Origin of the sequence: Streptomyces sp. NPDC005566, assembly GCF_040605575.1 — a bacterium.
Taxonomy (GTDB): Bacteria; Actinomycetota; Actinomycetes; order Streptomycetales; family Streptomycetaceae; genus Streptomyces.
Window position 1 is genome coordinate 146,442 of sequence record NZ_JBEXDB010000006.1, and the last position, 15,437, is coordinate 161,878.

General features: G+C 64.9%; 10 protein-coding genes and 1 pseudogene. 1 reads left to right on the forward strand and 10 read right to left on the reverse strand.

Annotated features, from left to right (window positions below; all coding sequences use genetic code 11):
• Positions 1–158: 158 nt before the first annotated feature.
• The 9 genes from ABZS61_RS11555 to ABZS61_RS11595 all read right to left on the reverse strand — a co-directional run bounded on the left by ABZS61_RS11555 (position 159) and on the right by ABZS61_RS11595 (position 11,274).
• On the reverse strand, positions 159–785 hold the full coding sequence (locus tag ABZS61_RS11555; RefSeq protein ID WP_356418047.1) for a hypothetical protein: 627 nt from the start codon (positions 783–785) through the stop codon (positions 159–161).
• Positions 786–834: 49 nt separating this feature from the next.
• On the reverse strand, positions 835–1,296 hold the full coding sequence (locus ABZS61_RS11560) for a hypothetical protein (protein WP_356418049.1): 462 nt from the start codon (positions 1,294–1,296) through the stop codon (positions 835–837).
• A 150-nt stretch (positions 1,297–1,446) separates the two neighbouring features.
• Positions 1,447–1,941 carry a hypothetical protein gene (locus tag ABZS61_RS11565; protein ID WP_356418051.1) on the reverse strand — a complete coding sequence of 165 codons (495 nt, stop codon included), beginning with the start codon at positions 1,939–1,941 and terminating at the stop codon, positions 1,447–1,449.
• 4 nt (positions 1,942–1,945) lie between these two features.
• The gene (locus tag ABZS61_RS11570; protein ID WP_356418053.1) at positions 1,946–6,544 is read right to left on the reverse strand and encodes a putative T7SS-secreted protein; all 4,599 of its coding nucleotides are present in this window, start codon (positions 6,542–6,544) and stop codon (positions 1,946–1,948) included.
• Complete coding sequence (locus tag ABZS61_RS11575) at positions 6,544–7,191, reverse strand: hypothetical protein (RefSeq protein WP_356418055.1); 648 nt, start codon at positions 7,189–7,191, stop codon at positions 6,544–6,546. Before ABZS61_RS11575 ends, ABZS61_RS11570 begins: the two co-directional genes overlap by 1 nt.
• Positions 7,188–7,694, reverse strand: a complete 507-nt coding sequence (locus ABZS61_RS11580) for an SseB family protein (RefSeq protein WP_356418057.1) — start codon at positions 7,692–7,694, stop codon at positions 7,188–7,190. The genes ABZS61_RS11575 and ABZS61_RS11580 overlap by 4 nt, the downstream gene beginning before the upstream one ends.
• Positions 7,691–8,143 carry an ATP-binding protein gene (locus ABZS61_RS11585; protein WP_356418059.1) on the reverse strand — a complete coding sequence of 151 codons (453 nt, stop codon included), beginning with the start codon at positions 8,141–8,143 and terminating at the stop codon, positions 7,691–7,693. Before ABZS61_RS11585 ends, ABZS61_RS11580 begins: the two co-directional genes overlap by 4 nt.
• 211 nt (positions 8,144–8,354) lie before the next feature.
• The gene (locus ABZS61_RS11590) at positions 8,355–10,124 is read right to left on the reverse strand and encodes a hypothetical protein (RefSeq protein ID WP_356418061.1); all 1,770 of its coding nucleotides are present in this window, start codon (positions 10,122–10,124) and stop codon (positions 8,355–8,357) included.
• 115 nt (positions 10,125–10,239) lie between these two features.
• The gene (locus ABZS61_RS11595) at positions 10,240–11,274 is read right to left on the reverse strand and encodes a MarR family transcriptional regulator (RefSeq protein WP_356418063.1); all 1,035 of its coding nucleotides are present in this window, start codon (positions 11,272–11,274) and stop codon (positions 10,240–10,242) included.
• 551 nt (positions 11,275–11,825) lie between these two features.
• On the opposite strand from ABZS61_RS11595, the pseudogene ABZS61_RS11600 reads away from it, so the two are divergent.
• Positions 11,826–12,677: pseudogene (locus tag ABZS61_RS11600) on the forward strand (helix-turn-helix transcriptional regulator); the annotation flags it as partial.
• A gap of 730 nt (positions 12,678–13,407) precedes the next feature.
• Here the strand turns inward: ABZS61_RS11600 and ABZS61_RS11605 are convergent.
• Entirely contained in the window at positions 13,408–15,078 is a 1,671-nt protein-coding gene (locus tag ABZS61_RS11605) for a DUF262 domain-containing protein (protein WP_356418065.1), read from the reverse strand.
• Positions 15,079–15,437: the final 359 nt, after the last annotated feature.

Sequence of the window (15,437 nt, forward strand, 5' to 3'; positions counted from 1 at the left end):
TGGGGACAAGTCTCTCCGGGTGGCGATCTCCAGTCCAGCGAAGCCGTGGGGAGCGAGGGAGGGGACGTCACTTTCCGGTCACCGGAGCAGAGGCGGGGCTGGTCGTGCGCAGCTTGGTCCTTGTGCGCGGCCGCGGAACGGGGGTGCTGTGTTCGCCGTCAGTGCGACGACACGATGCGCTCGATGGCATGCGCGAATGACCTGTAGCCAGTTTTGACAGTTTCTGAAGAGCCGGAGCTTGGCATCAGAACAGCCGGGAGATGCGCGACGCGCCACATGCGAAATGTTGTGCGATCCGCGCCGGATTCATGAATACCGGCCACAGCGTAGGCCTTCTGAATTGCTTCAACAATCAGTTCGGACGTTGGCACTGCGGGCTGGTTCCTGGCTACGGCTACGCCGACCAAAGCATGCATGAACCGAACCAATTGTAGGTCGCCGCCCGCGCCCAGCATTCGATGCACAGCGTCAGGCGCCTCAATGTCAGGAGAGTATTTCTCAATTCCTCCGGACCGCAGGAGCAGGGATGGTGCAGTCACTTCATGGTCGGTATGCCAGCCCAAATCATCCACCACTGCCATCGTTGATTCGTGGAACTTGCCGACCGTCTGTACAATTTGTAGGATCCGGTGCAAGTCGCCGTGCTTTCGTGCGGTGTAGTTTTCGACGGAGACGCGATTGAGCGGAACATTTTCATCGGAGTCACCTACTGCACCGAGTTCAATGATTCCCCCTAGAGGCCCGAAGGTTTCACGAGCCAGCCACGTTTCCGATACTTCTGGCACCTTTTTCACTTTCTTGGGAGCTTAATGGGGGCAGGAAGGCATTCGATCGTTAATCACGCCTCTGGTGCTTTCGCGTCGTGGTCGTATGGAGGTCTCGTAGAGCGGAGAGATAGTCGTTTTGTACCGCATCCCCTGCGGGAAGGTCAGAAAGGCTACCTTCAGCAAAGCTTTGGGCTGAGCGGAGGACTGCATATGAAAGATCCTCAAGGCTTGACCTCCCGAGCAATTTTCCGTTCTTGGACACCGACACGAGTCCCTTCCTGTCAAGTTTGAAATCGACTCGGAACGACGTTTCGGTGCCTGTGAAGGAAGTCCGCTCCTTCTCGCCAGTGAAAAGCGTCCTGAGGGAGTCGAGGAGGAGGGTCACTGAAGGGTAGATCATCATTCCTTGATCGGGAACAAGGCCGCCCGACCCCGCTGCGCCATATTCTCCCTCGATGAAGATGTCTCCGAGGTCGAAACCGCTGGGCTCGCCCTGTCCCGCGCGAACCGAAAACTTTACCTCGATCACGGGCTGAACTCCTTCCTGCGGGGAAGAGGGTGATGACGGCCTGTGCGGTATCACCGGGAAATGCGGTATTCACAAGGGGGCGGAACAAAGAGCCGTCAGTCTCTACGACTCCACGAGTTCAACCCCCTCGCCGGCGGGCGGGGCGGCGGCCTACCAGGGGTGCCGATGAGGCTTGCGCAGCCAGAATCCGTGCGGCTCTTCACCTGAGGACGGTTTCAGCCAGGGCCGGAGCTCGCCCGATTCGTCAGGCACCGACTCGTGCACGAAGCGATTGTCCAACTCTGCCAGCAAAGGGGACAGTTCTGCCTGAGCCTCGTCGTTCAGTGTGGCCATGGCACTCTGCAACCGGCTACGTGAATCCAGATCATTGATGTAGGCGCTGATCGGATACTGTCCCGGCAGTTTCCAGTCGGACTCCATCCTGCGCACGAGATGCTCCCAGGACGAGAACAGCATTCTCATGGAATACAATGGTTCCGTGATTTTCTCACGGATTTTGGGGGCAAGTCCTTCTAGCTCGATTTCCAGTCGATAGGCGTCGTACTTAGCGATGCAGTTGATTGTCGGCTCGGCGAGTCGGGACCAAGTTTCGTCTGTGTGGGGTGCATCTGATGATCCGTCTTGAGGTCTCAAAATTTCATTCATGGTGTTACTCCTGGAGTTGGCGCATGAAATAGTTGTAGCCGTCACTTGGTTGCATGAAGGTGCCATTGGATCCCTCGCGGATGAGCATCGTCTTGCTCGCTTCGTCCCACCATGCCCAACGATGGTTTCCCGACGGAGAGTCTCTCATTTTAATACCAGGTTTTGCAGTCATCATATCTTCGAGGTACTCCGGCACGTCCAAGTCGTCGATGCCTGGAATTCCTCGCTTGTTGATGTCGCCGTGCGCGGCGATCTTGTCGGCAAGCATACTGAGATTGCCCGCCTGGCTTGCGGGGTCGGCCTCCCCGATGCAAGCCTTGAGTCCGAGCGGGTCAATCCACAGGAGGGGATTTCGAACGTATGTGACAGGATTGGGTGCCGGAATGAGACCGAGTGGATCCGGTGAAATGTATCGAGCAGTTTCCGGATCATAATGACGATGAAAGTTGAAGTGCAATCCGGTTTCAGGATCGAAGTACTGGCCCGGGAATCGAAGTGGTGTGTACGTCGAACTGTTGGTTGCCCACGCAGTTGCCCCCCAGAGGGTGCGGCGACTTCGCCATGCGAGTGTGCCCGACTCATCGATGAGCTCGCTGGGGGTTCCCACCAGGTCGGTGACTATGGCGAAGAATCGTTCATCAATTACTTCTTGTGATGCGTCTGCAGTGATTATGCGTTCTGTCTGGGATATCGGGCGAAGGCCATCGTGATCCCATGTGAGGCTGACAGGATGCGGCAATCCCTCGCCTTCGTGGATCTGTTCGCAGAGGATGGCGCCGTCCCATGTGAACCGAATCTGCTCCAGGACGGTGTGTCCGTCTTCCGCGACACGGCGCTTCGCGATGCGCCTCCCGAGCACGTCGTAGTTGTACCGCCACTTCTGACCGTCGGGGGTGGTGACCGAGATGAGGCGATCCTCGGCATCCCACTCGTAGTGCCAGGTGTCGGGTTTACGTGAGAGGCGCGCCTTCTGGCGAAGGATCATTCGCCCCATGTCGTCGTGCATGTAGCGAATGCGCCCAGCACGCTCGACGCTGGTACCTCGGTAAGAACGTGCCCCTGTCGCTTCGTGGCCCCAAGTACTTGATGACCAGGTTGCTGACGTCTGGTTTCCAGCCGCGTCGTATGCGTACTGCTCCGTCCAGTTGGCAGCGTGCACCTCTGTAACGCGCCCGACGGCATCCAGGTCGTATGTTCTTGCGCCGGCGAGTTGATCAACGGTTCGTGCGACGCTGCCATCAGCGTGGTAGCTGTAGTCGCGGCGTTGAAGGCGTTTACCCCGAGCTGTGACGTCCTGGACGGCAAGGCGCCCGGAGGCATCCAAGGTGTGCGTCAGCGTGATGGTCTCACTGATGTGGCGGACCAGTTCCCGCCCGGCAAGGTCTCGCTCGAATGACAATTCCCGTCCGGACGTCGTGAGATGGTTCCGGCGCCCTGCCGCATCGAAGGTCCACTCACTCACAGCGCCGCAGGCAGTCGTCCTCCCGACGCGCCGACCCAGTCTGTCGTATTGGTAGGTGGTCGTTCGTCCGTTCACCGTCTCCGAGTGCAGACGGCCGTGCCGGTCTCGCAGCCGGGACAAGGTCACATCGGTTCCGACTGCCATGGCAAGCTCACCAAAGGCGTCGTATGCGAGGGTAGTCGTGTCACCGTCAGCATCCTTGAGAACTACCTTGCCGAGGCTGTTGTGCTCGAACCGGATCGTCTGGTTGAGGCTGTTAGTCCTCGAGACCATCTGGTTGGACGAGTCGTAGGCGTATGTGACGATGCGATCGTCGAAGTCGGACTCGGACATGAGACGTCCAGCAGGGTCGTACGCGTAGTGCCACTGCAGGCCTTGAGGATTGATGACTTCGGTCAAGCGCAAGTTGACATCGTGAGTGAACTCGAAACGCGCCCCGTCAGGCTCCGTCCGGGCTATGAGGAGATCGAAGTCGCCGTACTGGGACCTGGTAATTCTTCCCATCGCGTCGACGTGCGCCAGACAGTTGCCTTCACCGTCGAACATCCAGCTTTGCTCGCTGCCGTCCGACTCAACCTGGCGTTCCAGCTGGCCTTCCACCGTCCATTCGAAACGCGTGGTCGCGCCGACAGCGTCAGTAATGCTCGTCGTGCGGCCGAAAGCGTCACGTTCGAGCCGGTCGACGGCACCCAGTGGGTCGGTGAGTCCGATGGTGAGCCCTGCTCTGTCACAGGCCACGAGCGAGGTTTGCCCCAAGGCGTCAGTAACCGAGGCGAGATGCCCCAGCGCGTCGTACGAGAAGGACGTCACACCCCCGGAGGGGCCGGTGACCGATGTGCGGTTGCCTTGCTGATCGAACGTCTGACGCGTTACCAATCCCGCCGCGTCGGTGATCCGCACGGGAAGCCCGAGGTCGTTGTACCGCGCCTTCGACAAGCCCCCGTCCGGTCGCTCCACTACAGTCGGCCGACCGTATTCGTCATATGTGCAGCGGGTGGCATGTCCCAGAGGGTCTATAACGGAGAGAAGACGGTGGAACCGGTCGTGTTCGAAGCGAGTGACTGCTCCCAAGGCGTTGATCTCCGCTACGACCTGCGATCGTTCGTTGATCACATATCGCCTGGTGTGGCCGAGGCCGTCAGTCGTGGAGGTCATACGCAGGCCGGTGGCAGGGTCGGTGTCGTCCCAGGTGAAGTGAGCTTCGAGATGTCCGTTGGTGCCCGACTGATACGTGCAGCGGTCCTGGTCGTCGTAGACGTACTCGTACCGGCTGCCGTTGGTGTCCGTCCACGCTGTGATGCGGCCCAGTTCGTCGCAGTCGAAGCGCAGGGGTTTGCCCGATGAGTTGGTGACTGCGGTGAGGTGGCCGTCGGTGTAGCCGTAGCGGAGGATCTCCTGGTCGGTGCCGTCGGGGGCGGCGCCTGCCAGGTGCAGGGCGGTGACCCTGCCTTCGCGCGTGGTGAGTTTCAGGTGGTAGCCGCCGTGGTGCACGATCGATGTCGGAGCACCCGCCTCGTCGTACTCGAAGGCGATCCAGCGGCCGTTGCGGTCGTCGATCTGGGCCAGGAGCGCCAGCTCCCCGGTGGGCTGGTCGACGAAGTGACGGACCTGGCCGGTCTCCGGATCCGTGATCGTGTAGCCGTCCTGCACCCTGTCCAAGGGCCAGCGCCGGCCGTGCGTGGGCATGACGGGGACGCCGGGTGCCGGGTGCGGGTAGGCGAGCAGGCTGCCCTCGTTGCAGCTGAAGACGACGCCTTCCGCGTCGATTTCCAGACGCTGGTCGACCGTGCTCGACCAGCCGGTGCCGAACCAGCGGCCGGCGCGGTGCGAGGAGTCGAAGACGCGCTCGAAGACGAGGGGTAGTGATCCCGGCAGCACGATGTCCGTCTGCGGGAGCAGCATGCGCCCGGTCGCAACGTCGACGGGGTCTCCGGCACATTTGACCTTGCTGCACTGATTGGCATTCGAGTCGGGCGCCTTCTCGTGCCCTTGCCGGTTACTGCCCTTGGGGCGTTCGAGGCCGTCCTTCAGCCCATGGCGAGCGAGACCCCTGACGAAGCCCCCGCCCTTGGTGCCGACCAGCTCAGGCAGGAGCCGGCCGATGAATTCGGAGGGGTCGCCCTTGGCCGCGTCCCAGGCGTTCTTCAGTGCGCGATCGGGGTTGGCAGCGGTGGAGACGAGGCCGGCGAGCGTCATGTTGACGCCCTTGTAGTACTCGGCCGGGTGCGTCAGATTGTACGGGTCGGTCGGGTTGACCGAGCGGACGAAGTTCACCAGGCCCGCGGTGCCCTTGATGGCTCCGCCGACGACGTGGGTCAGCTCCATGGACTGGCCGACGCCGTAGTCGATCAGCTCCTGCTTGGCCCGGTCCAGCCCGGTGGGCTCCTTCGGCGCGTGCGCCATCGCAGCGGTGACCGCGCTCTTGGCTGCCTCGGCCGCGTCGTTACGTGCCTGCCGGGCGCGCTGAAGAATCTCCTGCGCGTGCCGGCGCTTGGCCGCACCCGGGTCGGAGAACGTTCCCGGATGCGGGAGGGGATGATCGGTGTTGCGGACCGCGTTGTACGCCTCCGCCTTCTCCTTGAAAGCAGCCGCCGCTGTCTCGTAGTCCTGCTTGCCCTCCCTGTACAGGGCTATTGCCTCGCCTGCTTTGGCCTGGGCACTGGTGACCGTCCCGGAGAACGTCTCCAGCGCCGTGGCAGCGTCCTCGAACGCATCTGCCGCGCGCAGCCAGTCGGTGGGCAGCGTCTGGAACTTGGCGCGGAAGGCGTCGGCAGCCTCTCCCTTCCAGTGACCGGAGTCGAGCTTCTTCATCCCCCCGCCGACGAGATCGAAGGCCTTCTGGAAGTCGCGGAGGTTCTTCACCGCCGCGCTGATCTTCTCCGGTCGGCCGTGGATCAGCTCGTTCGCTTCCTCACTCTGACCGAGCTGCTGCTCCCCGACCTCCGCGCCCAGCGAGGACGCGGTCTCATCCCCCCAGTCCTCGACCGCATCCGCCCACTGGTCCGCACCGACCTTCTCCAGGCCGGAGCCGACAATGTCGGTGCCCGTGTCGATCGCCTCGCCGGCGAACTCCTTGCCCTTGTCGACCAGCTTGCCCGCGCCGTCGTAGAGATCCCCGCCGAGCTTCCCCCAGTCCACCATCAGCGACTCTCCCCCCACCGCGGCTGCTCAGCCTGATCGATCGTCTCCTGCGACGGATCCAACTGCTCCCGCAGCCGCTCATCCGCCGCATCCCGCACCTGCGGGTCCATCAGCCCGTTGCGTTCCATGGAGTCGAGCGCGGCGTCCTCCACGTCATAGGTGGTGTCCTTCCAGGTCTGCTTCACCTCGGCCTGGGCCGCGTCCCATGACTCGCGGCTGTAGTCCGGGTTGTCGTACGCCGACTGCGTGCTGATCGTGTCCCAGCTCATCGCCTTGACCTCGTCCTCGGACGCATGAGGGTTCCCGTTCAAGGAGTTCACACCGATCTTGATCGAATCCTTGACGTACTGCTCCTGCTCCGCATAAGAGCCCGCGGACAGGCCGACCCCGAGGGCGAAACCGTTCCCCTTCTGCGTCAGAGCCCGCACACCCCACTCCCAGCGGTTGCAGAACGTCTCGAACTCCGACGTCAGTCCGCCATGCCCCAACTCCAGCCCCGACAACGCCAGATCCGAGAAACCCCGGCCCGTCGACGCTTCCCCGATCATGCCGAGTTCCTTCAACTCCGCGTGCGCCAGATTGATCCCCTTCGCGATCGCGGCCAGCGCCTCCGGCGGAACCTGAAGATCAGCGTTTTCCCCGCTCACTGCGTCCCCCCGAGATCCACCGCGACTGCGTCCGGCACGATGCCCGCCACCGGCGGGAACAACATGCCGTCCGTGCTTCCCGCGTCCAGCGCCACTCCTGCCGGCCCCGGCAGCAAAGGCACCATCACATCCAGCAACCGCGCACCCAGAACGGCTTGGTACCTCCACTCACGCGCGGCATCCCCACGGGCCAGCGCAAACCTGGCCAATGCCCCCTCGTCCGAGAAGGCGCAGATCCAGCGCACACCGTTCTGCTCCGCCGACCACAGGTCACCGGCCTCGTCCAGAGGCACCAGCACCGCCGTCCGCCGGAACTCGCCCAACAGAACTGCAAACTCTCGCCGGGCCGTACGCACCTGGTCCTGTTCGGCCTCCACCGACGTCACAAGGGGCGCTCGATCGAGGGGTGGCCCTGATAGGTCATCAAGGTCCGCCAGCCGTGACCGCCTGCGCTCCTGCTCCGGTATCCCGTCCTCACCCGTGGTCATGCGCACGATCATCATACGCACGGATTTTCGATTGCAACGTGACATCGCCTACTGTCTGGATCCTGCTGCTCCGAGCACGGGGAGACTTCCAGGACCGCCCACACCGTCTTGCCCGGCCCGTCCGCGCAGGGATACCAGCCCCAGCGATCGGTGAGGGCTGTGACCAACAGGAGGCCGCGGCCGCCCTCCTGATCGGGCGGGGCCGGGTCGGTGAGGGTGGGGAGGCGTTCGCCCCGTGTGTCGGTGACCTCGATGCGGATGGCTGTGCCCTCGGCGAAGAGGCGGAGCCGGAAGTCCCGGCCGGACACGTGACCGTGGCGCACAGCGTTGCTGCTGAGCTCGGCGACGGCCAGCAGCAACGCATCGTGCGCGTCACTCCCGTACGGGACGCCCCAGGCGTCGAGGCGTTCACCGGTCAGGCGCCGGGCGAGCCTGGCGCCGCGCGGGGTGGAGCTGAAACGCATCGTGAAGTGGTGCCAGGAAAATCGAGTACGAGGTGCCCGCGTCTGTCGTACGGGGAGAGGCGGCTGCTTGTCGGTCATTCCTCCACACTGATGCGCCATGACCGAACGTCGCCAGAGGTCACGCACTGTCACAGCCCCGATGTACGTGATGTGCGCAGGCCTGTACGCGGGAGGGGCACGTGGAAATGCCCGAGGTCAGTTGACTCGGCGCCTATCCTGCGTCCGAGGTCGCGGCCTCGGATCCGGTCGGTTCCGTGGGGCTCGCGTCGGTGCTCTCGTTCTTGCTGTCCGCCTCGATGGCCGTGTGGCGCCTCTGTCGCAGTGCGTGGCGTTCCGCGTCCGGGATCGCCATCGACTCGGCGAGTACGGCGGCGAACGCGTCCACGTGCGTGCTGTCCGTGTCGGCGTGGAAGAGCCAACGGATGTTCTCGTCGCGCGTGATGAGGTCGACGGCCGGACGGGCGCCTTTGTCCTGGGTGGCCGCTGCGCGGACGTACCGCACCTGGTCGATCGGGATGGCCTCGCGGATCTCGGCTTGCTCCAGGAATGCGCCGGCCTTGGCCGTGATGATGCGGCGGTCCGTGATGGCGACCAGGGTGTTCGCCGCGACCTTGTCCCTCCCTCCTGCGAACATCTCCTTCGCCCCGCTGAAGATCGCAGAAACCGGATCGAGAGCGTCGAGCTGATCGGGGAAGCCGAGGACGCGCAGGGTCTCACCGTCCTCGAGGAGCCATCGCAGGATGACGAGGTACGGCTTGATATCCGGCGAGCCAGGCGCGCAGACGACGTCCGGAGCCTCGAGCGGAGCAGCCGGCGGACGGAGGGCATCTGCAAGAGGCACGATCGCCTCCAGGAGGCGGGCAGAGGTCTCGCGGGCTGCCTTCGAGTCCTTCCGCTTTCCGGGCAGTGGCAGTGTGTCGCGTCCGGGGAGCTCGGCCATGATGCGCAGTTCCCGGGTCAGCGAGTCGATGAGGCTCGTCGCCTCGGCGAGGGAGGAGTCGAACTCCGCGCGGGTGTCGCGCGCGATGACCTCGGCGTACTGCGCCTCGGCCGCGTCGTCTCGTCCAGCGGCCCGCGCCCTCGCGGCGCGCAACGCGTGGTAACCGGTCCATGCCTTGAGTGAGGACAGGAGAGCGTACGCATCGAAGGCGATCGCCTCGGCGTTCGTCTGCAGGTACTCCTGGCGATTGCGTGCGGCCGACCGATCGATCTGCCTGACGTGGTCGTGGACGTTCTCCCGGTACCGCTCCAGCTGCTTCTGCAGCAGCGCTCCACTGCCCGCGACGTCCTCCCACAACGAGGTGGGGACCGATTCGATCTCTCGCGCCTGGTCGACCGCTCGGTCAATGGCGGTGACGAGCCCGGTCAGTTCGGCCCAGTGGTCCTTGCGGATGGCAGTGAGGACCTGGGTTGTCGCCGCGAGGTTGCTCCTGACGAGGCCCGAAACCTCGCTCAGCATCATCTGAAGACCGATCATGGCCAGCGCCGGCCCGATCGAGGCAGCGGTCTGTGCCTTGCTCACCGCATTCACGGAGTAGAAGCGGGCCTGGTGCAGGAAGCGGCCAGGAACCATCACCGTTCCGAGGTTCCCGCCGTCCTTGACGGCGAGCGTTGCACCGCTCTTCAGTAGGGCCTGTGCCGTGTCGCCGATCCTGTACAGCCCCTGCACGCTCGCGAAGGCGTTTCCGAGGTTGCCGGCCACGATTGCCGCGTTGCCCAGCGAGGCGAGGACTGCGGAGATCTGCCTGCGGTCGGCAGCCGGCACGATCCCGAAGTCGATCAGGTCGGGCCTGAGTTCCGCCGGGACCTCACCACAGACGACGGCTATCCCCGGGAGGACCTCCGCGATGACCGTCGACGTGGGCGTCGAGTCGACGTCCGGGCCGGATGTCGGATCGTCCACCGCGGGTGAGCCGGTGGTATCGCTCCGGCCGCTCTCCTCAGGCTCGGATATCTCCATCGAGTCCGAAGGGTCCTGCATGCGATCTCCTCCTGCGGGGACGCCCAACGGCCAGACGTTGTCGGCGTTCACGGTCGGATTCTATGGCTCGACGCCTTGCGGATCGGCACGAATGCACCGAGTTGATCGCGGCGGGTCAGGGCAGGTGGGTCAGGTCGCGTAGTTGGCTGACCAGGGCGTGGACGTCGCGTACGGCAATTGGAGCGGCGGGCGCCTCCGGCGGGGTGGTGCGGCAGGGGCGGCACAGGCCGTCGGGGAGCGCTTCGGGCGAGCCGGGGCGGCCGCATTCGGTGCACTCCGCGAGGAGGCGGCGCTTCGGGGCGACGGTCGTGGAGGGGGCCGGGCCGGGCGCCGCGTGCGGCGGCAGTTTGTCGGTGAGGCGGCGGCGTACGAGGCCGACGGGGGAGTCGACCTGGGCGGGGAGGCCCGCCGTGAGGGCCTGGGTGAGGTAGTCGGCATCCACACCGCGTGCGAACCACTCGGCGGCCAGGGGTTCCAGGGCGCGGCAGTCTGCTGCGGAGAGAGCCAGGCGCGTGTCCTTGCGGCCGAGTTGGGCCAGGGCCAGGTACGCGGGGGAGGTGGCGACCACTGGTGCCACCGAGGTGCGCTGCTCGGGCAGGGCGGGTGAGGCGGGCACGGGAGCAGGTGGCGTCGGAGGCGCGGTGGGCGCGGGTGTGGTGGTTGGTGCTGGGGTCGCCCGCAGGGAGGAGGTCGGGGCGGTGTCGCTGGGCGGCGGGACAGCGGGCGTCGCTTGCGGCGCGGAGTGGCTTCCCTCGGTGCCCAGGAACGCGCCCCACCACTCGTTGTCGCGAGCCGTACGGGACCAGTAGGTGCGCGAGACCCAGCGGACCTGGTCCCCGTCGCCGGCCAGGCAACGTACGCGCCGCAGATGTCCGGCCACTCCGAGGGCCTTCAACGCGCTGGAGACGGCCATCTGGCCGTACAGCGGGAGGCTCTTGGCCAGTGACTTGATGTCCATGGCCGCACCGTCGGGGAGCCGGTCGACGTATCCGGCGATGTACCGCTCGCGCTCCGGCATCAGGGCGAAGTCGGCTGCGTGGGGCGTGCGTTGTCCTGGCGCGGTTCGTTTGCCGTAGCCGGGGCGGGCTTTCGCGTACGGGCGCGAGGATGCGGGGGCATGGAGGGCAGGGCTAGGGTGCTCGGTAGCCACGAGATCGGGTCCTGTCGATCTTGGGGTGAGACCCCGGCCTGGTGTTAGCGCACCGCGTCGGGGTCGATTCGTTGAGGGCACCGTAAGCAGGTGTGACGGCGCGCCGCAAGCTGATCACATTTAGTCATATCAGCTGGCCGTGACGGGGTTGGGAGGGTGGGGAGGTTTTCCCAAAACCCTTCTTTTACCTACCGGGTGAACAACATCGCTCGGATCCCGGACCTCGCATCCCGACCCCCGAATCCCGAAGCTCAAGCGTCGGGCCAGCGCCCTTGATCGCCTCCTCCTAACGAGTGAACGAGCCGTTTCCGACGCTCGACGCTCGGCTCTCGGGTGTCGAGCGTCGGGCCACTCCTTCGATGGAATGCGGCCGGAATGGTGTGCGTGCGGGAGGGCGGGTCGTTACGGTGCCCGAGTGGGACGAGCCGGGGCGGGCGCTGCCTTCCGGGGGCTGGAGCCGTCGGTCGGACGGGACCTTGAAGAGCCGTCCTACGCAAGCTGGTTGTACGCGATGGGCCGAGGCGTGTACGCACGTGGGACAGGCGGTGGCGATGACGCAGGACGAGGCGGCCATGGACGCGGGGGCGGTGACCTCGTCGGGGACGCAGCCGGAGGGCAAGTCGGAGAACGGCGTGGCGGTCGCGTTCGGACGGCAGTTGAAACTGCTGCGGGTGCGGGCGGGGCTCGATCGGGTGGAGTTCGGGAAGCGGCTGGGGTACGCGGCGCAGTCGGTGGCCTCGTTCGAGCAGGGGCGGCGCATCCCGCAGCCGGAGTTCGTCGACAAGGCGGATCGGTTACTGGAGGCCGGTGGGCTGTTGCTGGCGTTGAAGGAGGAGCTGGCTCGGTCGCAGTATCCGGCGTTCTTCCGGGATATGGCGCGCTTGGAGGCTGAGGCGGTCGAGTTGTGTGCGTACGACACGCACATGGTCAAGGGTCTGTTGCAGACCGAGGAGTACACGCGGGCCGTCCTTGCCATGCGACGACCGCTGCTCGACGAGGACACCATCGAGCAACGCGTATCTGCGCGCCTGGCGCGGCAGGAGATTTTTAGCCGGTGGCCCGCGCCACTCATGAGCTTTGTTGTGGAGGAGCCCGTTCTGCGACGCCCGTTGGGCGGTCGAGCTGTTCTGCGTCAGCAGTTGGCGCAGCTGCTGAAGTTCGGCCGGTTCCGCAACGTTGAAATCCAAGTGATGCCGCTCGATCGCGACGACAATGCCGGGGTGGACGGCGCCTTCACAGTGGTAACGCGCAGGGGCGGGGAACAGCTCGTGTATACCGAGGCGCAAGGGCGCAGTAACTGGCTGAGCGATCGGGACGAGACGAGGCTCGCCGCAGCCCGCTATGGGATCATCCGGAGCCAGGCTCTCACTCCGCGAGAGACCTTGGGGTTCATCGAGAAGTTGCCGACTTGTTGCACACGAACCCGACTCCGGCGGCGCCCATGGCGTCATCTGCGCGTACCCGTCCGGTGCCCACACCTCCGAGCGGGAAGCCGTCCGCAGAGGAGAGCCCGCACACTCTTGTCGTCGACGGGTCCAACCTCGCGTGGATCGGTCGTTCGCCGCGCCGGTCCGGGGTGTACGAGGAGGATGACAGGCCAAGTTTCGGTCAGCTCGAGGCCGCGTGCGCAGCGCTGGCCAAGAAATACCCCGCAGCGGAGATCCTCGTCGTGGTCGACGCCAGTTTGCGGCACAAGGTTGCGGAGAGCGAGCGGGAGAGAGTGACTGCCGCGATCAGTAAGGGCGACGTGATCCAGCCGCCCGGGGGAACAGAGGGCAAAGGAGACGCCCTTGTGGCAGCCATCGCAGACGAATCGGGCGCGATGATCGTGACCAACGACAATTTCGTCGAACTGCAAGGACGATACTCCTGGCTCCGCGAAAAAGGACGCGTGCTGGGTGCGACGTGCGCGAAGGGCGTGTGGATCTTCACTGACCGCACGTGCGTGGCGCCTCGTACGAGGGTTTAGAGCGGGTCGGGCACCCCCTCGCCGTGGGCGGACGCCGAGGGGGCGCTCTCCGAGTACCCGGGTCTGATCTGGAGACCACAGGTCTCACCGCGGTCCCTGGCCCCGGCCGACTCCCTACTGAGAATCCGGACCTGGTCGCTGCGGTACAGGGCGTCGCCGATCCGTCAAAGGCGCCACTCCTCGGCCAGCAGACCGAGCAGCTCGGTCTGCCGCTTCTCCAGGTGTTCAGGCGTCCAGGTGTCCTGTCCCAGTACCTGTGTGGTCAGCGGGAAGGCGACGACACCTCGCCTGAGGTACCGGTCCTTCTTGTCCGTGAAGTCGAGGTTCTGGACCTGGGAGTTCTTCGTGCGGCTCAGCAGCACCAGATTGGCGAGCCTGTGTGTCCATTCCTTGCGCTGGTCAACGGTGAAGTCCGCGCGCCACTGCGACTGGGGCCCCGGGTTCTGGGGGAGCACGTGCTCGACCGTGATACGCGGCGCGTCGTACGTGGCCACGATGTCGTCCTCTGCCACCAACTCGTCCAGCCGGAGAAGGATGAAGCGGCGCGTCCTCAGCTCGTAGTACACATCGCCGTCGAGACGGGCCAGAGTCTCGGTCCGCTCGGCCTCCGTGAGCTGGAAGGCCGGGGCCTCCAGGCCGAGGCCCGCGTTGAGCTCGGTCAGCAGCTCGGCGAAACGGAGCACTCGCGGAGTGGTGTAGATGCGCCGGACGAACATGCTGGCAGCGAGGCGTTCCAGCGAACGGAGGAACGAACCCAGCCATACGGGATCGTCCCCGTGGGACCGAAGCGCCCACAACGCGGCCGGCCACCAGTCGTTGTTGTCCAGTTGCAGCAGCCGGCGGAACCACGCATTGACTTGAGGCGATCCGTCCCCGGCCGCATACGTCTTGTCGCGGATCATCGCGGATGCCTCGGCGTAGGGAACGAGCACCTCGTCGACGAACTCCTTGGCCCGTCCTCCCTTGTAGTGGGAGAGGACCTGTGTCTGGAACTCCTTGAGCAGTTCCAGCCTTGCCCGCTCGCCGGAGAAGATCATGCGGATATGCATGAAGAGGTCGGAGAATTCCTCGCGGCCGAGGCTCTCCTCCGCATCTTCCCACCGCCTGGCGTAGGTCTCCGAGACCTGTTCGTCGATCTCGCCGATGATCTGCGCCTTGAAGATGTCGGCAGGCGAAAGATCAAGGCCTCGGGAGTTCATGACGCTGAAGATCCGATGGGCGCTGTCCAGATCCGGGGTGCTGACGGCGACGAGGAAGGTCTGGACGCCCATCAACGTGCACAGGGCGAGACGCTGATCGTCGGTCCAGGCGGACAGGGCAGCGTGCAGAACCCGGGCGTTGGCCTGTACGGCCCTCTGCGCGTCGGTTCTCAGGTTATGGGGGTTCAGTTCCAGGAGCGTCTTGATGGAACCGGAAGTCTGGATGTGCTGGTGGAAGAAGTCGGCGTCCCGGGGGCGCAATGTGAGCCGGGGTTTGGCCTTCAGCCCGAGAACCGTGTTCCCGGGCTCGGAGATCATTGCTACCAGGTTGGTCACCACATCAGGCTGCTGAGCCAGATCGCGCATGACCGCCAGCAGGATGGTCAGGGTCGTCAGTCTCTGCTGACCGTCGATGACGTCGGCTTCGGCGGCGCGACTGTCCTTGACGAGGACCAAGGAGCCTAGGAAGTAGGGCTCCCCGTCGCCTCGTAGAAGCGCTTCCTCAAGGTCGGCGAGGAGTTGCTGTGCCTGTTCGGTCTGCCACGCGTAAGGGCGCTGGTAGTCCGGGATTCGGAAGTCGTAGTCACTGCAGAAGACCTTGTGCAGGGGCAATTCGCGCGCTTCGAGCTGAGCCATGAGGTGAATGATTCCTCACCGGAGACCGACTGCGCAGCGAAGTACGGGAAGGCTTGGCTGCGAATGCTGCGTAAAGCACCGCGCATGGCACTGATGTGCGGGTGGTGGATCCGAGTGGACCTCAGGGCACGACCTGCAATTCCTAGCGGGCCTTACGCCGATCGCCCAGTTCTAAGTCCGAGCCGGCAGGGAAGCGGCCACCGAGTGACCATCAGAGGTTGTGTGGCTGACGGTCCTTGGCGTGACGGGCCGGACAGGCCCGCCCTGGCGCGATGTGGGCACCCGGCTGCCGTCGGTCCTGCGAACCTTCGTGTTCAGGGCGCTACGGGGGCGTTCGCGCGTGGTCGTAAGGATCGGGC